A 21,139-nucleotide genomic window follows, 5' to 3' on the forward strand; every position below is an offset into this window, starting at 1 on the left:
CAGCAATCGGTGAGCTCGAAAGCAACGGCCGACACCTTCCACCAGGCAAAACGGCCCATTACTCGCAACCCCAACCAGGGGCAATGCGCCGCAGTGTCTTTCGCGTCACATTGCGCGCCCGAGCCTTTGCCGCATTGATTACCCGCCGGTAATATGGCACGTAAGTTACCCGCGAGTAGCAAGCTGCATACGGCATGGCTACCCGGAGGCGCACCAAACGGGCGGGAACGGCACACCACCGACCGCACCCGACTCAATGGAGAGTGAGAGACAACATGGGTCACTACAAGAGCAACGTCCGCGACCTGGAATTCAACCTCTTCGAGGTCCTGGGCCTGGGCTCCCTGCTGGACAACGGCGCCTTCGGCGACCTGGACAGCGACACCGTCAAGGAGATGCTCAACGAGGTGCGTCGCCTGGCCGAGGGCCCGCTCGCCGATTCCTTCGTCGACGGTGACCGCAACCCGCCGGTCTTCGACCCCGCCACCCACACCGTCACCCTCCCCGAGTCCTTCAAGAAGTCCTACAAGGCCCTCGAGGATGCCGGCTGGTCCAAGGTTCCGGTCCGCGAGGAGCTCGGCGGCCTGGGCGCGCCTTCCGTCATCGGCTGGGCCCTGGGCGAGATGATCCTGGGCGCCAACCCGCCTGCGCAGATGTACGCCGCGGGCGCCGGCTTCGCCGAGGTCTTCTACAACAACGGCACCGAAGAGCAGAAGAAGTGGGCTTCGATCATCGCGGAGCGCAACTGGGGCGCCACCATGGTGCTGACCGAGCCGGATGCCGGCTCCGACGTCGGCGCCGGCCGCACCAAGGCGGTCAAGCAGGAAGACGGCTCCTGGCACATCGAGGGCGTCAAGCGCTTCATCACCTCGGGTGACTCCGACGACCTGTTCGAGAACATCATGCACCTGGTGCTGGCTCGCCCCGAGGGTGCCGGCCCGGGCACCAAGGGCCTGTCGCTGTTCTACGTGCCGAAGTGGCACTTCGATTTCGACACCGAGACCAAGGGCGACCGCAACGGCGTCTTCGTCACCAATGTCGAGCACAAGATGGGCATCAAGGTCTCGGCCACCTGTGAGGTCACCTTCGGTGGCCACGGCGTGCCCGCCAAGGGCTGGCTGGTCGGTGAGGTGCACAACGGCATCGCGCAGATGTTCGACGTCATCGAGAACGCCCGCATGATGGTCGGCACCAAGGCCATCGCGACCCTGTCCACCGGTTACCTGAACGCACTGGACTACGCCAAGCAGCGCGTCCAGGGTGCGGACCTGACCCAGATGACCGACAAGGCCGCCCCGCGCGTCAGCATCACCCACCACCCGGACGTGCGTCGTTCGCTGGCCATGCAGAAGGCTTACGCCGAGGGCCTGCGCGCGATCTACCTCTACACCGCCGCGCACCAGGACGACAAGATCGCGGAGCTGGTCTCCGGCGCCGACAAGGACACCGCCTTCCGCGTCAACGATCTGCTGCTGCCGATCGTCAAGGGTGTCGGTTCCGAGCGCGCCTACCAGTACCTGACCGAATCGCTGCAGACCTTCGGTGGCTCCGGCTTCCTGCAGGACTACCCGATCGAGCAGTACATCCGCGACGCGAAGATCGACTCGCTGTACGAGGGCACCACCGCGATCCAGGCGCAGGACTTCTTCTTCCGCAAGATCGCCCGTGACCGCGGCGTCGCGCTGGCCCACGTGGCCGGCCAGGTGCAGAAGTTCATCGAGTCCGAAGCCGGCAACGGCCGCCTGAAGGCCGAGCGCAAGCTGCTGGCCACCGCCCTCGAGGACGTGCAGGCCATGGCCGCCACCCTGACCGGGCACCTGATGGGCGCCCAGCAGGATCCGAAGGAGCTCTACAAGGTCGGCCTGGGTTCGGTGCGCTTCCTGATGTCGGTCGGTGACCTGCTCATCGGCTGGCAGCTGCTGCGCGGCGCCGAGGTCGCCATCAAGGCCCTCGACAACGGCTCCGACGAGGCGTTCTACCACGGCAAGGTCGCCACCGCGCAGTTCTTCGCGCGCAACGTCCTGCCGGAGCTCACCTCGACCCGCGCCATCCTGTCGAACCTGGACAACGACATCATGGAGCTGGACGAAGCCGCTTTCTGAGTCCGATCTGAACCACAATCGAATACCGACAGCGCGGCCCGGGTTGATCCCGGGCCGCACTGTTTATGATCGGGCAAACCGCGCGCGCCACAGAAGGGTGAACGTCCGGATGAACCGATCGCTGTCCGCACTGGCTAAAGCCGGTGTATGTGTTGCCGCCCTAACTCTCGTCGTCGCCGGACCCGCGGCGGCCGATCCCAACAACATCAACCCGATCCCGGTGCTGAACGGCTGGGAGGGGCTGCCCAAGCTCCCCGGACCGACGCAGGCCGTCTTCCAGATGACCGGGATGGACAGCCCGAACAAGACCGAGCAGGTCAACATGATCGGGACCGACCTCGGCATCATGTGGGACGACGGCGGCGGCCGGATGATCACCGCGTTCGGCGACAGCGCCGGGCTGGGCATGCCCAACCTGCTCGCGGGCAGCTGGTGGGCGTGGAGCTCGAATATGTTGTTCCGCAGCTCCACCCACGATCCGTCCCAGGGCATCTACTTCGACAGCGTCGTGCCGAATCCGTTGCCGAGCCCCAAGATTCCGGGCATCGAGATCAGTCTCATTCCGACCGCGGGCATTTCGGTGGGCGGTGTGCAGTACATGAGCATGATGTCGGTGCGGGAATGGGCCGACCACGGCAAGTGGCACACCAACTTCTCCACCCTCGCCGTCTCCGGTGACGGCGGGCAGACCTGGGCGCAATTGCCGAACACCCGCCGCGCGAATGTCGACGGTTTCGAGAACTTCCAGCAGAACGCCTTCGTGAAGCGCGACGGATTCGTCTACCGGTACGGCACACCCGCGGGCCGGAACAATCCCGGATTCGTCTCGCGCGCACACGAACCCGATATCGCCAATCTCGATGCCTATGAGTATTGGGACGGCAAGGAATGGCAGCCCGACATCAAGGTCGCCGCACCCATCGTGGGCGGCGTCGCCGAACAGTCGGTGATGTGGAACGAGCACCTGGGTCAATTCGTCATGACGACCACCGACCCGTTCAATTCGGTGGTGCTGCGCACCGCGCCCGCGCCGGAGGGGCCCTGGAGCGAGCCGCGGGTGCTGATAGCGGCGGGTGATCTGCCCTCCGCCTACGCTCCGATGATCTTCCCCTACCAAACCGGTAGCGATCTGTACTTCCTGCTGACCGTGCACAGCCAGTACAACGTGATCCTCATGCGAACCCCGTTGTAATAGCGCTCGGCAACGCGAAAAGCGGCCCGGATTGCTCCGGGCCGCTTTTCTTTACGCGCGAGGGTGTTACTTCTTCGGCGGGATCGGGTCGCCCGAGCCGGTGGAGAGCAGCTTGCCCAGCAGGTCGGCGAAGGTGGCCGAACCGGACGCCGAGCCGGTGTCCTCGGCGACGCCCTTGGGCTTGATCGGGTCGCCGGAACCGGTGGAGAGCAGCTTGTTCAGCAGGGTGGAGAAGTTCGCCGAGCCCGTGGCCGAACCGGAGGTGGTGTCGACCGGGTCAACGACCTCGCCGGCGGTGCTCTTCGGCGGGATCGGGTTGCCGGAGCCGGTGCTCAGCAGCTTGTTCAGCAGGGTGCTGAAGTTCGCGGAGCCGGAAGCCGAACCGGTGGGGGCGGTGGTGTCAGCCGAGGCCATACCGGCACCGGCGAAAAGGAAACCGGCGGTCGCGACGGCGACACCCAGTGCACGGATCTTGCTCATGGATAACTCTTCTTCCCTCATCGAACACAAATCCAACCGCGGCCTGCGGCGGATACCGGCTCTTTCTATCACCCGAATTAGTCAGTTCCCCACGCGTCGGTGAACATCGTGCAAACGATCAGTGGCAAGTTGTTCATCGCGGGTGTGAGGCGAGCGCGGAGCGGGTACCTGGAACGATCCGTCTACCAGGGGGAAAGCCGCGCGGCGCCGAGGTATCGCGCGCAGCGTTCGAGCAACATGAAAAATATGAATCCGAGAGAACAAAATGCCCCACTCCTGGATTGGAGTGGGGCATGAGCGCACGATGCCCGCCCGCAGTGCGGGAGGGCAATTCGCGAAGCAGTTGTTACTTGTCGGTCTTGGTGCCCGAGGAACCGGTGATCGCCTTGGTGATGGCCTCGATGAGCTCCTTGGACGCCGAACCGGTGTCCACCGGCTTGTCCTTGGCCGCTTCCTTCTTGCCCGAGGAGCCGGTGACCAGCTCGGTCAGCAACTTGGCCGAACCGGTGTCCACCGGCTTGTCCTTGGCAGCAGCCACACCAGCGCCGCCGAACAGGATTCCGGCCGTAGCGGCACCGGCGATGACGAACGCGCTGAACTTCTTCATAAAAACGTTTCCCCTCAGAGAGATTCACATATCGGCAGTGAGCTGACTGACGACCACGTCAGTCTTATCACGACTCCTGTAGCGCAATGGAATACAACTACACGGAATGGAATGCCTGCCAATAGCCAACTGTTAACGAGGATTTCATTCCGAAACCTCGAGGTCGTTGTTTCGACCACGAACGGCAACTCGCCCCACTATCGGGCAGGGGAATGTGAAACACGGATGTACCCCTTAGCAGCGGCCGCTAAACCCCGGCAGTCCAGCAATCCTCGCGCACAGCCCACACCCAGGTTGCGGTGAGATCCCCTAAGAAACCGACAATATTGCGGCACTTCGCCCAGCTACCAGCACATTCCGCCAGCCCCCGACTATGGTGCTAGCAACACCGTCATCAGCAATCGGCAAGTTACAGTGAGATATCTTTCACATCGGTGAACCTGTAACATTCAGTGGCAGTTCACGATCGGCGATCCTCGCAACGTAGTAGCTGCTCGATACGCCAGCAATCATTCGATTCGCCTTCGCGATAACCTCGAGCACGGCAACACTATTCGCGCATTCCTTTGCAGCCAGAGGCAGTCATCTCAGGCGATACGTTCCGCGTGGAACAAACAAAGGGGCGCACCCGCCCGGGGTCTGCAATGCCGCGTCGCCGACACATGAAGAGCCCGGATCCATATGGATCCGGGCTCATTCGTGTCGTATCGGCAGACTACTGCTGCGGGTCGATACGGTCGGCGATCTTGTTCAGCTCCAGCTGGTAGTACAGGATGCCGAGGCCGAAGACCAGGTTCAGCAAGAACCCGAACACCGGCTTGCAGGTACCCTCCAGACCTGCGGATTCCTGTGCCTCGCTGATCCGGGTCCCGGTGCGCCAGAAGCTGATCAGCGCCCCGATGCCGGTCCAGCCGAGAAAGATCATCACCAGCAGCGGGCCGGTCGCCGGAGCGTTCTGGTCCCGCTTCAGATCGGCCATCTCACGATGAATCTTGTAGTACCAGACAAAGAAGTAGATCCCCAGCGTGATCAGCGGGAACACCAGCCACGTCAGCAGCGGATTGCGACGCTGAATCGGCGACATGGTTTGCGTAATGGTCATTCAGATCCTGTCATCGTTCAAACAAAACACGGGTCAGCACCCTTGAACGGAACCTCCCCGGGGGCAACGTACCAGCAATGGTGGCCGAAATGCTCTGTGTAATAACAGTTCTCGACCCGGGCGAACACTCGAATTTGTCACCCGCAAGACGAAATCCTCATATCCGGGCCGTGCGTCGTCATCTCAAAGGAACAGGCAGAAGAGCTCGGAGGATGCCGAGGCGGATCCGGTGCCGCCGGAGGAGCAGGGCCGGCCCGGGTCCTTGGTTTCCAGGTAGAGGTTGTAGTTGTAGTCGTTGGTGCCCGGTATGGGGGACGTGGCGCTGCAGCGGTAGCTCTTCACCTCGCCGTGCAGCTGAGCCTTGCCCGCTTGCTCGCACGCGGCTCGGCTGCTGTAGCTGCCGGCGTCGATTGTCTTTGCCGATGCGGTACCCATTCCGATACCGGTGACGGCGGCGGCGAGCATTCCGAGGGCGAGGACGCGTTTCATCAGGTGATCCTTTCGTGCCCGGCCTGGTGGCTGGGCACGGCAGACATTACCGGCTGGCACCGACTGCGCAGGCACTCGAATTCCCTTGTCTACCAGGTGAAATGCTCATTCGCTTCGGTGTCGAAACGAGTCTTGCTATTCGCACTTCACGACTGGGATGGGGTCGTATTTGACGGTGCGGGTGTGGCGGGAGACTTCCTTGCCGGTTTTGCGGTCCTTGATGACGCGGGTGTCGGAGATGGTGAAGCCGGGGGCGCCTTCGGAGGCGATGCAGTCTTTGCCCTTGGGGAGTTTGACGGTGTTGGGTTCGGTGGGCTTGGTTTTCTCGCCGGTGATGGATTCGACTTCGACGGTTTTGGTGCCCCAGAGGCGGACGGTGATGTCGGAGCCGGTGGCGACGGCTTCGATGTAGACGCCGGTGGGGGTGCTGTTGCGGAATTTGAGGTCGATGGCGCCGTCGAAGACGGTGGCTTCGCGGGCGGCGGGGTAGCGCGAGATGTAGTAGCTGTGTTCGGTGTGGCCGGCGTCTTCCATGCCGGCGAAGTAGGCGGCGTTGTAGAGGGTGGTGGCGAATTGGCTGATGCCGCCGCCGACAGCAGTGCTGGGGCGGCCGTGGTCGATGATGCCGGATTCGACGTAACCCTCGGCGGTGCCGCGGGGGCCGGTGAAGTCGTTGAGGGAGAAGACTTCTCCCGGTTTGATGACCGCGCCGTTGACCTTGGCGGCGACGGTGCGGATGTTCACGCCGGAGGGGCCGCTGAAGCCGCCGGTGGTGAACGAGCCCATCGGCTCGACGACCTTGAGGGCGTTGGCAGCGTCGGTGGTGAGCTTGGGCTCGACCTTCTCGTAGATCGCCTGACCGGTGCGTTGCGCGGGTGAAAGCAGCAGGGCCGGAAGCTGATCCAGAGTTTTCTGCCAGTTGACCTTGTTGCCGACGACGGCGGGTACGACGCGTGCGGTGGTGCCGGTGAAGGCGAAGGTGGCGTCCTTCGGTTCGACCTCCGACGGCGCGAGCTGCGGGGCGAGCAGGCCGGTGGCGATGTTCTGGTCGTACTTCGGCGCGAGGCCGCCCTGACCGTCGGGGGCGAAGGACAGGATGGTGGCGATCTGGGCCGGGTCGAGCTTGGCGGTCGCCTCCTTGCCGGTGGCGTCTTTTCCGGTGAAGACCACGTCGGCGGAGACGGCGGGGGTGGCGACCTCGTTCAAGGCTTTGGTGAGCGCCTCCGGCTGAACGGTGACCGGGGCGGGGTGGACCGGGAGATCCAGCGCGGCGCCGAGGACCCAGTTGTCGATCAGGATGGTGCGGGCGGCGGGGGTGTCGAGCTCGCGGCCGGGGACCGGGGGCACGGCGACCGGCTTGGCGTCCTGGAACTCGATGGTGCCTTCGACGGTTGGGCGGTCGTGCACGCGCAGGGCAGTGAGCTGCTGGTCGAGGGCATTTTCGTCGATGCTGCTGGCGACCGGGACGGTGCGCATGGTGAACATCGACGCGAAGCGGGTGAAGGGGTTGAGCGGCTGGCCACCGATGTTGTCCCAGGTGGCGTCCCAGTCGACGTCCAAGCCGGCGGCGCTGGGCTGCAGCGTGGTCTGCACGTCGCCGATGCGGATCGGGAGTTCCTGGCCGGACCGGCCCGCCAGCGCGGCGCGCAGCTTGGCATCGGCCGCGGACTTGTCCATGCCGCCGATGTCGACGCCCGCGACGACGGTGCCACGCGGGACTTCACCCGAGGAACGGACCCAGTCGGTGGCGTAACCGATGATGCCGACCGCGAGCAGGGCGCCCGCGGCGATGCCGACCCGGCGCGCGGCCGGAGTTTTCCACCAGCCACCCGAGCTGGGCTCCGGCCGGCGGCGCTCGGCCTGCACGGGGCGCAGGACCTCGGTGGGCGGGTCCTCGATGCGGTGCTGATCGGAGAATGCGCGCTGATCGTCCCGCGAGACGGTCCGCAGCGGTACCGTCTTCATTGATTCGTTCTGTGACCCACCCGACTGTGCGGCGGCGGCTGTGCGCTTCGCCTCGAGGAGCTCGCGCAGTGTGACCTCGCCCTGCCCTCGACCGCGGTCGTGGCGTCCGGTACTCGACTCGTTCGTCACGAACCGTCCTCCCCGTGTCTCTGAAACAAATAACGGTCAGGTGAAAGGCACTCGCCCGGTGCGAGTCTCCGCCCACGATAGTGGGCCGCACCGACACCGTCCGCACAGCACGGACGAGCAGCTATCCGCCTGCAAAACATACGGAAAGGCTCCGCGCAGTTGCCGGGTCGGGGGTCTGGCAACTACGCGGAGCCGATCTGTTTATCGGCGACCCGCTACGCGTGTTACATCCCGCCTCACCGGGTTTCCGGCACACCTCGCGGGACAATCGGAAACAGACTGGATCGCATCACCGCCGCCGCACACGAGGAGAGGGATGGCATGCAGCTGGGAATGATCGGACTGGGCCGGATGGGCGCGAACATCGTGCGCCGAATCGCCAGGGACGGGCACACCGCCGTCGGCCTCGATCGGCACACCGAGAACATCGAGATGTTGCGGGGTGAGCTAGGTAAGAGCTTCGACGGAACCACCGAACTGACGGAGTTCGTGGCGCAGCTGGAGACGCCGCGGGTGGTGTGGGTGATGATCCCGGCGGGGGCGACCGGGGCGATGGTCGACCAGTTGGCCGCCCTGCTGGAACCCGGTGACATCGTTATCGATGGCGGTAACAGCCGGTACCACGAAGACATCGCGCGGGCGAAAGAATTGCAGCCCAAGGGGATTCACTACGTCGACATCGGAACCTCCGGCGGCGTCTTCGGTTTGGAGCGCGGCTTCTGCCTGATGATCGGCGGAGAGTCCGAGCAGGTGAAATACCTTGACCCGCTGTTGAAGTCGATCGCACCCGGGGTCGACGCGGCGGAGCGGACACCGGGACGCCAGGGCGAGCCGTCGACCTCGGAACAGGGCTACCTGCACTGCGGGCCCGCCGGGGCGGGGCATTTCGTCAAGATGGTGCACAACGGCATCGAGTACGGCGCCATGGCGGCCTACGCCGAGGGCTTGAACATCTTGCACAAAGCCAACATCGGCGCCGAACAGAGCGGCGAGTTCTCCGCGGAGGAGACACCGCTCGACCACCCCGAGCACTACATGTACGACCTCGACATTCCCGAGGTGACCGAGGTGTGGCGGCGCGGGTCGGTGGTCGCCTCCTGGTTGCTGGATCTCACCGCGAGTGCCCTGTACGCCGATCCGACACTGGAAACCTTCAGCGGGCGGGTGTCGGATTCCGGTGAGGGGCGCTGGACCCTGGACGCCGCGGTCGACACCGGAGTGCCCGCGCCGGTGCTGGCGGCCGCCCTGTTCCAGCGGTTCTCTTCGCGCGGTGAAGCGCTCTACGCCGACAAGGCACTTTCGGCGATGCGCAAAGCTTTCGGCGGCCACCACGAACTGCCAGGCAAATAACAGTGTGGCGCGAGGACGCCGGTTCTGTGGGGTTCCGGCCCGGGCGCGTCTGGGACAGAATGGTGCGGGAGAAGTAGTCCGAGGGCCAACGACGGTCCGGATGTGGGGTGAGTCCATGGTGGTCAAACACCTGGTGCGCAACGGTGCGGTCGACATCGCCGTGTACGAGCAGGGGACGCCGGACGGGCCGACCCTGCTGCTGTTGCACGGCTGGCCCGACACCCACCATCTGTGGGACAACGTCGCGCCCGAGTTCCTGGACCGATTCCGGGTGCTGAGCGTGGACAATCGCGGACACGGCGAATCCACCAATCCCCCTGGCTCCCTGGATATCTCCGTGGACAAGCTGGCACAGGACTATGTCGCGGTGATCGAGGAGCTGAGTCCGGACGAACCGGTGCACGTCCTCGCGCACGACTGGGGCAGCGTGGCGATGTGGGAAGTCGTGTGCCGCCCGGATGCCCGGCGGCTGGTCGCCTCGTTCACCTCGGTGTCGGGGCCGAGCCTGGCGCACACCGCGCAGTGGGCCCGCAGCCGGTTGTCGCGCCCGACCCCGCGCAATATCGCGCTGCCGCTCGCCCAGCTCGGTTCGTTCGCCTATTCGACGTTCCTCGCGCTGCCTGCCTTGCCGCACGCCGCGATTCGGCTCGGCATGAGCGAAGAGCGCTGGCGGAACATGCTTTCCAACAGCGAGGGCGCGCAGCCCGACAAGATCCATCTCGCGCCGACCTTCAAGCAGGATATGGCGAACGGATTGCGCATCTATCGCGCAACGTGGTTCGCGAATCCGCTGCGGGCCCGCGACGCACGCACCGAGGTGCCGGTGCAGATCATCATCGGTACCCGGGACCCGGCGGTGCGCCAATCCGCGTACTCCGACGAAGACCAGTGGGCCGAGGAAGTCTGGCTGCGGGTGGTGAAAGGTGGGCACTGGCTGCCGTTCTCGCATCCGGAACTGCTCGCCTCGGCCACCATGGAACTGATCGACGCGACCGCCGGTGCACCACCGGCTCGCAGCCTGCGCCGCGCGCGAATGGGGGCGCACCGCAGGCCTTTCGAGGATCAACTGGTCGTAATCACCGGTGCCGGTAGCGGAATCGGTCGCGAAACCGCACTGGCCTTCGCGCGCGACGGCGCGGAAATCGTTGTCTCCGATATCGACATCGTGGCCGCCGAGGAAACCGTCGCGCTGCTCGCCGCGGAGGGCGGGGTGGGGTACGCCTACCAACTCGACGTCTCCGACGAGAAGGCCGTCGGCAAGCACGCCGAAGAGGTCCTGTTCGAGCACGGGGTCCCCGATGTCCTGGTCAACAACGCGGGCATCGGTCAAGCGGGCCGCTTCCTCGAGACCTCTTCCGAGGACTTCCAGCGCGTCCTCGACGTGAACCTCAATGGCGTCGTGAACGGCTGCCGCGCCTTCGCCGGCGCCATGGCCGAGCGCGGACTCGGCGGCCACATCGTCAACCTGTCGAGCATGGCCGCCTACACACCGCAACGCGGCTTCACCGCCTACTCGACAAGCAAGGCAGCGGTTTTCATGTTCTCCGACTGCCTGCGCACCGAACTGACCAGCAGCGGCATCGGCGTCAGCACCATCTGCCCCGGCATCGTCCACACCAATATCGTGCGCACCACCCGCATGTCCGGCGTCTCCCCGGAAACCGAAGCCCGCATGCAGGAGCGCTACGACCGCCTCTACCGCCTGCGCGGCTACACCCCCGACCGGGTTGCCAAACAGATCGTCCGCGCCGTCCAGAAGAACAAGAAGATCGTCCCCGTAACCCCCGAATCCCGCGCCCAGTACTACCTTTCGCCCCCGCCCTGGTCCGCTTCACCACCGAACGCACCACCCTCATCCGCTGAAACGAGAACGCGCCCCGGAACAAAGGTTCCGGGGCGCGTATTTTCGCTCAGGGCAAGAGCTTTAGCGTTCCAGGATCGCGACGACGCCCTGGCCGCCGGCGGCGCAGATGGAGATCAGGGCGCGGCCGGAGCCCTTCTCCGCCAGCATCTTCGCGGTGGAGGCGACGATGCGGCCGCCGGTCGCCGCGAAGGGGTGGCCGGCGGCGAGGGAGGAGCCGTTGACGTTGAGCTTGGAACGGTCGATGGAGCCGAGGGCGCCGTCGAGGCCGAGGCGCTCCTTGCAGTACTGGTCGGATTCCCAGGCCTGCAGGGTGGCGAGCACGACGGAGGCGAAGGCCTCGTGGATCTCGTAGTAGTCGAAGTCCTGCAGGGTCAGGCCGTTGCGGGCGAGCATGCGCGGGACCGCGTAGGTGGGAGCCATCAGCAGGCCGTCGGGGCCGTGGATGTAGTCGACGGCGGCGACCTCGGAGTCGACCAGGTAGGCCAGGGTCGGGAGGTTGCGCTCGGCGGCCCACTCGTCGCTGGACAGCAGCACCGCGGAGGCGCCGTCGGTGAGCGGGGTGGAGTTGCCGGCCGTCATGGTGGCCTCGCCCGCCTTGACGCCGAAGACCGGCTTCAAAGTGGACAGCTTCTCGATGGTGGAGCCGGGACGCAGGTTGTCGTCGCGGGTCAGACCGAGGAACGGGGTGATCAGGTCGTCGAAGAAACCGCGGTCGTAGGCGGCCGCCATGTTCTTGTGCGACAGGTAGGCCAGTTCGTCCTGGGCCTCGCGGGCGACGCCGAATTCCTTGGCGGTGATGGCGGCGTGCTCACCCATCGAAAGACCGGTGCGCGGTTCGGCATTGCGCGGGATCTCGATGCCGACCATGGACGGACGCAGCTGGCCGACCAGCTTGAGGCGGTCCTTGTTGGACTTGGCGCGGTTGGCGTCGAGCATCCACTCGCGCATGGTGTCGCTGACGCCGATCGGGGCATCCGAGGTGGTGTCGGTGCCGCCGCCGATGCCCGCGTCGATGCGGCCCGCGGAGATCGCGTCGCCGACGGTGACAATGGACTGCAGGCCGGTGCCACAGGCCAGCTGCAGGTCATGGGCCGGGGTGTAGGGGCTCAGCTTGGAACCGAGCACGCTCTCCCGGATCATGCCGTGCTCGCCGACACGCTTGAGCACGGCGCCGCCGACAACCATGCCCAGGCGCTCGCCCTGCAGGTTGAACCGGCCGACCAGACCATCCAGCGCGGCGGTGAACATGTCCTGGTTGGACGCGTGCGCGTAGGCCTTGTCGCTGCGCGCGAACGGAATCCGATTGCCGCCCACGATGGCGACGGGCTTCGGCTGCTTCGCGGGCTTTTTCGCCGAACGGGCTTTGCTAGTCACTCGAGTCTCCACGGTCTCGTCGGATGTCGGGGTAAGGCGCCCCGCCGGTGTTGGTTTACATTAAACTTACTCTGGAGTAAGTTCATTGTCGACACCGTACCCCGTGACGTGCGCAATTCCGCTGGGGGGCACGGCAGTGAACGAGACAAAAACACGACAGAAAAGGTAGGAACAGTGGCCAAGAGTAAGGGTGCCCCCAACCTCTACGGATCGTTCGTACACTCCGCGCCCGGGCAGTTCCTGGCCAGCAAGTTCGGCCTGCCGCAGCCGGAGAACCTGCGCCGCTACAAGGCGGGCGAAGCGCCGCTGAGCGGGCCGGTGCTGATCGGCGGCAAGGGCCGCGTCGCGGAGCCGGTGCGGAACCTGTTGTCCGACTACACCTTCGCCGATTCCCTGAGCCAGGGCACCAAGTACGGCGCGCTGGTCTTCGACGCGACGGGCATCGGGTCCATCGAAGACCTGTCGCAGCTCTACGAGTTCTTCCAGCCGGCCATGCGCAGCCTCGCCGCGTCCGGCCGCATCGTGGTCATCGGCACCACGCCGGAGCTGACCTCGAGCGTGGACGAGCAGATCGCCCAGCGCGCGCTCGAAGGCTTCACCCGTTCGGTCGCCAAGGAACTGCTGCGTGGTTCGACCGCACAGCTGGTGTACCTCTCGCCCGAGGCGTCGGCGGCGGCCACCGGCCTGGAATCGACGCTGCGCTTCCTGCTTTCGGCCAAGTCGGCCTTCGTCGACGGCCAGGTCATCCGGGTCGGTTCCGCCGACTCCGTGGCCCCCGCCAGCTGGGACAAGCCGCTCGCGGGCAAGGTCGCCGTGGTCACCGGCGCCGCCCGCGGCATCGGCGCGACCATCGCCGAGGTCTTCGCCCGCGATGGCGCCACCGTTGTCGTCGCCGACATCCCGGCCGCCGGTGAAGCCCTGTCCGACACCGCCAACAAGGTCGGCGGTACCGCGCTCGCCCTCGACGTCACCTCCGCCGACGCCGCGGAGAAGCTGGCCGAGTTCTGCACCGAGCGATTCGGCGGCATCGACATCGTCGTGCACAACGCCGGCATCACCCGCGACAAGCTGCTCGCCAACATGGACGAGGGCCGCTGGAACTCCGTCATCAACGTGAATCTGGCTGCGCCGCACCGGATCACCGAGGGCCTGGTGGCCCGGGGTGCGCTGAAGGAAGGCGGCCGCGTCATCGACGTGTCCTCCATCGCCGGCATCGCGGGCAACCGCGGCCAGACCAACTACGGCGCCTCCAAGGCCGGTGTCATCGGCATGGTCAACGCCGAAGCGCCGAAGCTGGCCGAGAAGGGCATCACCATCAACGCCGTCGCGCCCGGCTTCATCGAGACCGCGATGACCGCCGCCATCCCGCTCGGCACCCGCGAGGCCGGCCGCCTGATGAGCTCGCTGCTGCAGGGCGGCCAGACCGTCGACGTGGCCGAGACCATCGCCTACTTCGCCAGCCCGGCCTCGAACGCGGTGAGCGGCAACGTGGTTCGCGTCTGCGGTCAGTCGCTGATCGGAGCATGATGACGCAGATGATCACGCTCACCGAACCACCCAAGAACAGCCGCCTTTTCGTGAAGGCCGCGCTGGGAGCCGTTCCGGTGCCGCTGCTTTCGGCGCGCGGGGATAAGCTGCCCGATCGCGTGGTGCGGCTGGAAGGCTTCAAGGTCGATCCCGATCACCTGGCCGCCTACTGCCGGGCCACCGGCCTGCGTTTCGGTGACGAGCTGCCGCTCACCTACCCGTTCGTGCTCAGCTTCCCGCTGGCCATGCAGCTGGTGGTGGCCCGCGACTTCCCGTTCGTCGCGGTCGGTGCGGTGCACGCGGAGAACCTGATCGAGCGCACCCGCGCGATCTCGGTGGCCGAGCCGCTGGACTTCGAAACCCACATCGAGAACCTGCGCGAGCACCCGAAGGGGCTGCTGGTCGACGCCATCACCGAGGTGAAGGTCGGCCGCGAACTGGTGTGGCGGCAGGTCACCACGTTCCTGCACCAGCAGCGGACCTCGCTGTCCGGTGGACCCAGGCCCGAGCCCAAGCCGGACGAGGTGCCGCCGCCGCCGATGCGGCAGTTCCGGGTCGATCAGAAACTGATCAACCGGTACGCGGCCGCCTCGGGCGACCACAACCCGATCCACACTTCCGGGTTGGGTGCCAAGGCTTTCGGGTTCCCGAAGCCGATCGCGCACGGCATGTGGTCGGCCGCCAACATCCTCGCCAACATCGAGGGCCGGGTGCCGGACAAGACGTCCTACGCGGTCAAGTTCGGTAAGCCGATCTTCCTGCCGTCCACGGTGAACGTGTACGCCGACCAGGTCGCGGGCGGCTGGGATCTGGCCATGCGCCATCCCAAGAAGGGCTACCCGCACCTGACGGCCAGCCTGCGCTGAGCTGTTTACAAAAACCGCGCCCCGAGTCGATGACTCGGGGCGCGGTTTCGTTGTCGGTACCCCATCGCGACCTAACAGTCGCAGCAGCACCCGTCACAGCAGCAGCCGTCACCGCAGCAACTGCAGCATTCCCCGCAGGAGGAGCAACCGTCGCAGCAGTTGGCGCAGTTCTCCTTCCACCAGGCCGGTTTCTGTTCCCCGGTGCAGGGATTGCGGTGGTCGGCGCAGAGGGCGTAGCCGGTGCAGTAGTTGCCGAGGATGAGGGCGAGGGATTCGCCGAGGCCCGGTCTGCGGTGCGGCGGACGGAAGGGGCCGTGCGGATGATCGCGGCGTCGCGTACTGCGACGCTCGGCATGCACCGCCCCGTCCGAGCGGGTTGTGTTGCAGGCGTGGACGATCGGCAGTCCGACGCCGGTGCCGAGGCGGCGCAGCAGCGAGGCCAGCGGGTCGAGAAGGATCCAGCGGACGGTGGGGACGTCGGCCAGCTGGGCTGTCGCGACGGCGCGGCGCAGTTCGGAATCCGATTGGCGCAGTAGGTCGTAGGCCTCTGGGAGGGTGGTGCCCGTGGCGGCAAGCGGGTTGAAGCGACCGTGTGCCAGGTCGTCGTCGAAGTCCTCGACGGCGTCGGCGAGGTGGGCGATACGGCCGAAGTGCTTGCCCGCCGCACGCATTGGATCAACATTGTCCGGTTGACCGGCGAGCACCGCGGTGTGGGCGAAGAATTCGGCGGCGCAGATCTGAGTGGGCACGGTCAACGCGTCGAGCGACATCGACCCCTTGGATGCGTGCCGCTCCAGCTCCGACTGCGAACTGATCGCGGCGACAAGCGGTTCGACATCGAGGCCGATACGTTCGGCTTGGCTTCTGGCGCCGTTGGCCCAGCGGGTAGACACCTTCGCCATCGGTCGCCGGGTGAGCAGCGAGCCGTCACGGTCTTCGACGTGATCGCGAATCTTGGCCGAGCCCAACAGCAATGACGCGGTCGAGGCGAGCAGCACCCCCGGCGAATCCGCGGCTGCCACTTCGGCCCGCTGCATACCGCGCAATGCGCACCGCCCCGCCGTGGTGCGCCGCATCGGCTCAGCCAACTGCGCTTCGGTCAGCACGCTCAGCACGATCGCGTCGGTATTGGTTGCGGTGCGGGCCAATTGACCCTGCCCATCGCGCAAGCCCAGACACAGGCCACACATGTGCGCCCGCCACTGCGCCGGATCGATCCCGTACTTCTCGGCGCCGTGCGAACACGGCTTCAACATCCCGAACATTCCGCCCCAATATCCCCGGTCCACCTGACCGGTCCACGCAAGTTGATCTCACGCACCTTTGCAGGACGTTAACGACTCCGCAATCGGAACCCGGAATTTCGGTTATTCGGCCTTCTTGCGGCCCTTGAGGCCGCTCCACGCCAGTTCGTCGAGCAGGTTCACGGCTTCCGCGACCTCGATGCGGCCGCCGGCGACGCGATCGGCGATGGCCTCGCCGGCGCCGATGACCGCTACCGCGACAGCATCGAAGTTGGTGCCGGGGTCGGCGTGCTTGGCGCTGGATTCCAGGAGTTTCGCGGTGAGTTCGATGATGCGCTCGCGGGCGTTCTCGATCTCCGAGGCGAAGGCTTGCTGGCCGATCGCCTGCCGGTAGAGGACCTGCCAGGAGCGGCGGTTGGCGTCGACGAAACCGAGGAAGCCTTCCAACGCCGTGCGAACCTGCTCGTGCGGGGACAGCAGCGGGTTGCCCGCGGGTGCGACCGATTCGATGAAACGCAGGCCCTCGCGCTGGATGCAGGCGCGGAACAGTTCGTCCTTGGAGCCGTAGTACAGGTACAGCATCGGTTTGGAGATCTTCGCCTCGGCCGCGATCGCGTCCATCGAGGTGTCGTGGAAACCTTTGCGCGAGAACACCTCGACGGCGGCGTCGAGCATCTGTTGCTCACGAACCGCCCGGGGAAGTCGCTTCGTTCCGCCCGCCATCCACTGTCTCCTACCGCAAGGTGAAGCCCCTATATTACTCCAAGGTAAGTTCGGTGGGCACGATTTGCTCACCGATCGCCTGTCTTATCTGAGAGCCGGGGTAGACAGCGATCCTACGGCTCGGCGCACCGGGCCGAGGCGGCTTAACACTGCGTTGAGATGCCCTTGTACTTCGCCAGCCGCAGCACCGACGCGTCGACCTGTGCGATCGGCAGCTTCCCGCTCGTCACAGCCTGCTCCAGCTGATCGAGCACCTCGGACACGGCGGCCGTGGTGATCCACAGTGCGTTGTCGGCGCCGGCGGTCAGGGCCGCTTGCACCGCGTCCGCGATGTCCATCCGGGCAGTGATGGCTTTCATACCGCTCAGGTCGTCGGTGAAGATCACGCCGTTGAAGGGCGCCGCGCCGTAGCCGACACCGTTGCGCAACAACGCCATCACCTCGGGGCTGATGCTGGCGGGGACATTCGGGGTGGTCAGGCCGGGAACGTCGAGGTGGCCGACCATGACGGCGGCGCCGGAGTCGGCGAGATCGCGGTAGGGCGCCAGGTCGGCGGCGATCAGGTCGGCCAGCGGCGGAGTGCGGACCGCACCCTGATGCGAATCACCGGAACCGTTGCCGTGACCCGGGAAATGCTTCATGACCGACCCGAGACCGACCTCGTTCATGGCGCGGATGTAGGCGCGGGCGTAGTCGGTGACGACCTGCGGGTCGTCGGAGAAGGAGCGATCGCCGATGACGGCGTCGTCCGGCTCGCTGCTCACATCGACATCGGGGGCGAAGTCGACGGTGATGCCGAGATCCTTGAGCTTGCGGGCCCGGATCAGCGTGGCCTGATAGAACTCCTCCGGCGTCATGGTCGCCGCGGTGACACGGGCCGACGGGGCGGGACCGATCAGGTCCTTGACCCGGGACACGCGGCCACCCTCCTCATCGATGGTCACCATCAGCGGGACCTTCGCGGCCGCCTGCACCTGCGGGACCTGGCCGTTGGCGAGGAACGCCTTGTCGGTGAAACTGCCGACGAAGATGCCGCCGACCTGCTCGGTGCGCACCACGTTCTCCGCATCGGCGGCGCTGCTGACACCGACGGTGAGCAACTGCGCCAGCTTCTCCCGCGGGGTGAACTGGCCGAGATAGACGGCATTGCAGTCGCGTTGCACGGTGGTCGCGGGCGCGGGCGAGCCGGGGGCAGCCGGGTCGGACGACGGCGAACCGGAACTGGAGGAGCCCCCACCGGAGCAGCCGGTGACGACCGAGGTGAGAACCGCGAGCAGGACGAGAGGCGTCTTCCGCATGAGGATTCACGCTAGTGCGCGAAGTCGCGCCCGGCATCCCCGGGTGCACAGCGGCCGCGCGCCGATGCCTGCGGCGGGTGTCCCGGGAGTAACCTTGGGAGGTAGCCGAACCCCGCACCGGGAGGTCGCCGTGCCCTGCGATCTGATGCTCATCGCGTACGACGGATCCGAAAATGCCAAGCGCGCCATCGAATACGCCGGACGCTTCCTCTCGGCGAACCGCGCCGTGGTCCTTACCGCCTGGGAACCGATGGTTCGCCAGGCTGCCAAGCTGTCCGGGTTGTCCGGGGTGATGCAGCCCGAATGGATGCCCGACGACGAGATCGAGGACATCGCCTACGTCGACGCCCGCAACATCAACACCGAGGGTGTGCGATTAGCGAAACTCGCGGGGTTGAACGCGGAGGCGCGGACGGCCGAGTGCAGTACGACGATCTGGAACACGATCGTGGAATGCGCGGACGAGCTGGATGTCGACATCATCGTGGCCGGTACGCGCGGGGCGACCGGGGTCCGTGCGCTGCTGCACAGCAGTGTCGCGGACGCAGTGCTCAAGCACTGCCATCGACCAGTACTGATGGTCCCGCCCGGCAAGGAACCCGCCAAATAGTCGACCGGGCCCGGACCCCGCGACGGTGTTTGCCGCATCGACAGGTTGCAGGGCGCGAGGGCACGATTTGGTAGGCGCCGGTTTGGGCGCACCGAGTCGGGGCTCACGTTGAGACGTGCGTCGCTGGAACGGGATCGATCGTGCGTCCAGAGTTAGGGTCGAAGGACCATGGACGGATTCCTGCTTGCCCAGCCCGATGGCGTTATGCGCACGTCGGGCAGTCGCAGCACCTTCGACGAGGTGGGGGCGGCGGTAGCGGCGCTGCGGAGTCAGGCAGCCGAGCTGATCGTCGGTGCGCTGCCGTTCGATCCAGGTCGGCCCGCGGCGCTGACAGTGCCCGAGCAAGCGGAACACACCGCGGGGCCGTGGCGGCCCGCCGCCGTGCCCGATCTGCCACCGGTGCGGGTGGTCACCGAAATGCCCAGCCCGGCAGAACATATCGCGCGGGTCGCGAAACTTGTCGAGCAGTTGAACGATCCCGGACAACCCCTACGCAAGGTGGTCGCGGCGAGATCCGTTCTAGCGGAAGCCGATAGCGCGCTGGATCCCGAGACGGTCGCGGCGCACCTGCTGACCAGGCATCCGCACGCGAATGTGTTCGCGGTCGACCTGACACCCGCCGGGCGGACCGGTGCGACGCTGATCGGCGCGACCCCGGAAGTGCTTGTCGCCCGGCACGGCAGCACCGTGACGCTGCGGCCACTGGCGGGCACCATGCCGCGCTCGGCCGATCCGGTGGTGGACGCCGCGCGGGCACAGGAGTTGTTGTCCAGCAGCAAGAATCGCGACGAGCACGCCTTCGTCATCGACTGGATCCGCGACATCCTCGCCCCCGTCTGCAGCGAGCTGAACATCCCCGACGGCCCGGAACTGGTGCACACGCACGAGGTTTGGCACCTGGCCACCCCGATCACCGGAACCCTGCGCGATCCCGCAATCACCGCACTCGACTTGGCGGTCATGCTGCACCCGACCCCTGCCGTCTGCGGCACCCCGACAAACCTTGCCCTCGAAGCGATTACCGAAGCCGAAGAGGACCGCGGTTTCTACGGCGGCGCGGTCGGCTGGTGCGACACCCACGGTGACGGCGAATGGGTCGTCGCCATCCGCAGCGCGGAACTGTCCGCCGACGGCCGATTGATCCGGGCTTTCGCCGGCGGCGGCATCGTCGCCGCCTCGGATCCCCGCGCCGAACTCGACGAAACCACCGCCAAACTCCGCACCCTGCTCGGCGGTCTGCACTGCGCACTGCCCGAACACTGAGTTCTAGCGGCCCACTCGATCGGCTGGTCCGTTGCGCGCCATGCGGCGCATCAGCCAGGGGGCGGTTTGCCAGAGCGCGTGGGCGAGCTTGGCGTCGATGCCCACCGAACGCAGAGCCGGGTTGGTGTCGACCGCACGGACGATCGCCGCGGCCACCTTCTCCGGTGCGAGCGCCTTGCGGTATTGCTCGCCCATGCGGGTCCTGGCCGCGGATTCCTGCTCGGCCGAGAGATCGGTAAAACGGGTCGTGCTGGTGATCGGAGTCCGGACCTGGCCGGGGCAGATGACCGTGACGCCCACGCCGTGCGCGGCCAGTTCGCCGCGGAGGGATTCGGAGAACATCACCACGGCGGCTTTCGTCGCTCCGTAGGCCGAGAGCGAGCGGGAAGGCGCGAAGGCGGCCGCGGAGGCGACGTTGACGATGTGGCCGGAGCCGCGCTCGGCCATGGCGGGGGCGAAGACGCGGGCGCCGTGGACGACGCCGAGCAGGTTGACGCCGACGACGCGTTCCCAGTCGTCCGCTGTGGTGGCGAGGAAGGGGCCGGTCATGCCGATGCCCGCGTTGCTGACCAGCACGTCGGGCACGCCGTGGTCACGCAGGACGGTCTGGGCGAGGTCCGCCATCTGGGCCGCGTCGGAGACGTCCACGCGGTAGCCGTCCACTTCCGCGAGGTCGACGCCGATCACGCGGGCGCCGTCGGCGGCGAAGGCGCGGGCGGTGGCCTGGCCGATGCCGCTGGCCGCGCCGGTGACGACCACCAGTCTGTCGCTCATGACCGGGATCATGCCGAGTCCGGCGCCGGCGCGCACGCCGGTGTCCCGCAGGGCGGAAGTTTCGCCGCATTCCGGGCTTTCGCCCTGGTCGAACCGCGGATTGACGGGCTGAGGGTACGAAGTGATCTGGACTACTGCTAAGTTGCTCCGGAATGTGCCTGCATCAATGTATTGGAGTGC

Annotated in this window: 17 protein-coding genes and 1 pseudogene; 8 read left to right on the forward strand and 10 right to left on the reverse strand. The window is 66.3% G+C overall.

Going from position 1 to position 21,139, the window contains the following annotated elements; all coding sequences use genetic code 11:
* Positions 1 to 275 precede the first annotated feature (275 nt).
* Both IBX22_RS16245 and IBX22_RS16250 read left to right on the forward strand, forming a co-directional pair.
* Positions 276 to 2,102 carry an acyl-CoA dehydrogenase gene (locus tag IBX22_RS16245; protein WP_194816405.1) on the forward strand — a complete coding sequence of 609 codons (1,827 nt, stop codon included), beginning with the start codon at positions 276 to 278 and terminating at the stop codon, positions 2,100 to 2,102.
* A gap of 109 nt (positions 2,103 to 2,211) precedes the next feature.
* Positions 2,212 to 3,294: a DUF4185 domain-containing protein gene (locus IBX22_RS16250; protein WP_194816406.1), complete on the forward strand. Its 1,083-nt coding sequence runs from the start codon at positions 2,212 to 2,214 to the stop codon at positions 3,292 to 3,294.
* 66 nt (positions 3,295 to 3,360) lie between these two features.
* Here the strand turns inward: IBX22_RS16250 and IBX22_RS16255 are convergent, their stop codons facing one another.
* From IBX22_RS16255 to IBX22_RS16275, 5 genes are all read right to left on the reverse strand, one after another.
* Positions 3,361 to 3,774: a hypothetical protein gene (locus IBX22_RS16255; protein ID WP_194816407.1), complete on the reverse strand. Its 414-nt coding sequence runs from the start codon at positions 3,772 to 3,774 to the stop codon at positions 3,361 to 3,363.
* A 346-nt stretch (positions 3,775 to 4,120) separates the two neighbouring features.
* A complete protein-coding gene (locus tag IBX22_RS16260; protein ID WP_194816408.1) occupies positions 4,121 to 4,381 on the reverse strand; it encodes a hypothetical protein in 261 nt (86 codons plus the stop codon).
* Positions 4,382 to 5,096: 715 nt separating this feature from the next.
* Entirely contained in the window at positions 5,097 to 5,483 is a 387-nt protein-coding gene (locus IBX22_RS16265; RefSeq protein ID WP_194816409.1) for a DUF4234 domain-containing protein, read from the reverse strand.
* Positions 5,484 to 5,666: 183 nt separating this feature from the next.
* Positions 5,667 to 5,972 carry a hypothetical protein gene (locus IBX22_RS16270; protein WP_194816410.1) on the reverse strand — a complete coding sequence of 102 codons (306 nt, stop codon included), beginning with the start codon at positions 5,970 to 5,972 and terminating at the stop codon, positions 5,667 to 5,669.
* Positions 5,973 to 6,107: 135 nt separating this feature from the next.
* On the reverse strand, positions 6,108 to 8,066 hold the full coding sequence (locus IBX22_RS16275; protein WP_194816411.1) for a VanW family protein: 1,959 nt from the start codon (positions 8,064 to 8,066) through the stop codon (positions 6,108 to 6,110).
* A 321-nt stretch (positions 8,067 to 8,387) separates the two neighbouring features.
* On the opposite strand from IBX22_RS16275, the gene gnd reads away from it, so the two are divergent.
* Entirely contained in the window at positions 8,388 to 9,416 is a 1,029-nt protein-coding gene (gnd, locus tag IBX22_RS16280; protein ID WP_194816412.1) for a phosphogluconate dehydrogenase (NAD(+)-dependent, decarboxylating), read from the forward strand.
* 100 nt (positions 9,417 to 9,516) lie between these two features.
* Positions 9,517 to 11,220, forward strand: a pseudogene (locus IBX22_RS16285) (SDR family oxidoreductase); the annotation flags it as partial.
* Positions 11,221 to 11,340: 120 nt separating this feature from the next.
* On the opposite strand, the gene IBX22_RS16290 reads toward IBX22_RS16285, so the two are convergent.
* A complete protein-coding gene (locus tag IBX22_RS16290; RefSeq protein ID WP_194817726.1) occupies positions 11,341 to 12,654 on the reverse strand; it encodes an acetyl-CoA C-acetyltransferase in 1,314 nt (437 codons plus the stop codon).
* A gap of 174 nt (positions 12,655 to 12,828) precedes the next feature.
* Between IBX22_RS16290 and IBX22_RS16295 the strand changes: the two genes are divergently transcribed.
* The gene (locus IBX22_RS16295; RefSeq protein ID WP_194817727.1) at positions 12,829 to 14,181 is read left to right on the forward strand and encodes a 3-oxoacyl-ACP reductase; all 1,353 of its coding nucleotides are present in this window, start codon (positions 12,829 to 12,831) and stop codon (positions 14,179 to 14,181) included.
* Positions 14,181 to 15,047 carry a MaoC/PaaZ C-terminal domain-containing protein gene (locus IBX22_RS16300; RefSeq protein ID WP_194817728.1) on the forward strand — a complete coding sequence of 289 codons (867 nt, stop codon included), beginning with the start codon at positions 14,181 to 14,183 and terminating at the stop codon, positions 15,045 to 15,047. The genes IBX22_RS16295 and IBX22_RS16300 overlap by 1 nt, the downstream gene beginning before the upstream one ends.
* Positions 15,048 to 15,118: 71 nt before the next feature.
* Here IBX22_RS16300 and IBX22_RS16305 read toward each other — a convergent pair whose 3' ends face one another.
* The 3 genes from IBX22_RS16305 to IBX22_RS16315 all read right to left on the reverse strand — a co-directional run bounded on the left by IBX22_RS16305 (position 15,119) and on the right by IBX22_RS16315 (position 18,312).
* The gene (locus tag IBX22_RS16305; RefSeq protein ID WP_194816413.1) at positions 15,119 to 16,312 is read right to left on the reverse strand and encodes a DUF5685 family protein; all 1,194 of its coding nucleotides are present in this window, start codon (positions 16,310 to 16,312) and stop codon (positions 15,119 to 15,121) included.
* 102 nt (positions 16,313 to 16,414) lie between these two features.
* Entirely contained in the window at positions 16,415 to 17,014 is a 600-nt protein-coding gene (locus tag IBX22_RS16310) for a TetR/AcrR family transcriptional regulator (protein WP_194816414.1), read from the reverse strand.
* 143 nt (positions 17,015 to 17,157) lie between these two features.
* A complete protein-coding gene (locus IBX22_RS16315; protein WP_194816415.1) occupies positions 17,158 to 18,312 on the reverse strand; it encodes a glycoside hydrolase family 3 N-terminal domain-containing protein in 1,155 nt (384 codons plus the stop codon).
* A 130-nt stretch (positions 18,313 to 18,442) separates the two neighbouring features.
* Between IBX22_RS16315 and IBX22_RS16320 the strand changes: the two genes are divergently transcribed.
* Both IBX22_RS16320 and IBX22_RS16325 read left to right on the forward strand, forming a co-directional pair.
* Positions 18,443 to 18,922, forward strand: coding sequence for a universal stress protein (locus IBX22_RS16320; RefSeq protein WP_194816416.1), 480 nt, complete (start codon positions 18,443 to 18,445; stop codon positions 18,920 to 18,922).
* A gap of 168 nt (positions 18,923 to 19,090) precedes the next feature.
* Positions 19,091 to 20,185: an isochorismate synthase MenF gene (locus tag IBX22_RS16325; protein ID WP_194816417.1), complete on the forward strand. Its 1,095-nt coding sequence runs from the start codon at positions 19,091 to 19,093 to the stop codon at positions 20,183 to 20,185.
* 3 nt (positions 20,186 to 20,188) lie between these two features.
* Here the strand turns inward: IBX22_RS16325 and IBX22_RS16330 are convergent, their stop codons facing one another.
* On the reverse strand, positions 20,189 to 20,959 hold the full coding sequence (locus IBX22_RS16330) for an SDR family NAD(P)-dependent oxidoreductase (protein WP_194816418.1): 771 nt from the start codon (positions 20,957 to 20,959) through the stop codon (positions 20,189 to 20,191).
* Positions 20,960 to 21,139 lie beyond the last annotated feature (180 nt).

It is taken from the genome of Nocardia sp. XZ_19_385, from assembly GCF_015355755.1.
In the GTDB taxonomy this organism is placed as follows: Bacteria; Actinomycetota; Actinomycetes; order Mycobacteriales; family Mycobacteriaceae; genus Nocardia.

What these genes read in the sequence shown, in the direction of transcription:
- IBX22_RS16245 (WP_194816405.1), top strand. Translation starts at nt 276, where the DNA reads ATGGGTCACTACAAGAGCAACGTCCGCGACCTGGAATTCAACCTCTTC.
- IBX22_RS16250 (WP_194816406.1), top strand. Translation starts at nt 2,212, where the DNA reads ATGAACCGATCGCTGTCCGCACTGGCTAAAGCCGGTGTATGTGTTGCC.
- IBX22_RS16255 (WP_194816407.1), bottom strand. Translation starts at nt 3,774, where the DNA reads ATGAGCAAGATCCGTGCACTGGGTGTCGCCGTCGCGACCGCCGGTTTC.
- IBX22_RS16260 (WP_194816408.1), bottom strand. Translation starts at nt 4,381, where the DNA reads ATGAAGAAGTTCAGCGCGTTCGTCATCGCCGGTGCCGCTACGGCCGGA.
- IBX22_RS16265 (WP_194816409.1), bottom strand. Translation starts at nt 5,483, where the DNA reads ATGACCATTACGCAAACCATGTCGCCGATTCAGCGTCGCAATCCGCTG.
- IBX22_RS16270 (WP_194816410.1), bottom strand. Translation starts at nt 5,972, where the DNA reads ATGAAACGCGTCCTCGCCCTCGGAATGCTCGCCGCCGCCGTCACCGGT.
- gnd (WP_194816412.1), top strand. Translation starts at nt 8,388, where the DNA reads ATGCAGCTGGGAATGATCGGACTGGGCCGGATGGGCGCGAACATCGTG.
- IBX22_RS16300 (WP_194817728.1), top strand. Translation starts at nt 14,181, where the DNA reads ATGACGCAGATGATCACGCTCACCGAACCACCCAAGAACAGCCGCCTT.
- IBX22_RS16305 (WP_194816413.1), bottom strand. Translation starts at nt 16,312, where the DNA reads ATGTTCGGGATGTTGAAGCCGTGTTCGCACGGCGCCGAGAAGTACGGG.
- IBX22_RS16310 (WP_194816414.1), bottom strand. Translation starts at nt 17,014, where the DNA reads ATGGCGGGCGGAACGAAGCGACTTCCCCGGGCGGTTCGTGAGCAACAG.
- IBX22_RS16315 (WP_194816415.1), bottom strand. Translation starts at nt 18,312, where the DNA reads ATGCGGAAGACGCCTCTCGTCCTGCTCGCGGTTCTCACCTCGGTCGTC.
- IBX22_RS16325 (WP_194816417.1), top strand. Translation starts at nt 19,091, where the DNA reads ATGGACGGATTCCTGCTTGCCCAGCCCGATGGCGTTATGCGCACGTCG.
- IBX22_RS16330 (WP_194816418.1), bottom strand. Translation starts at nt 20,959, where the DNA reads ATGAGCGACAGACTGGTGGTCGTCACCGGCGCGGCCAGCGGCATCGGC.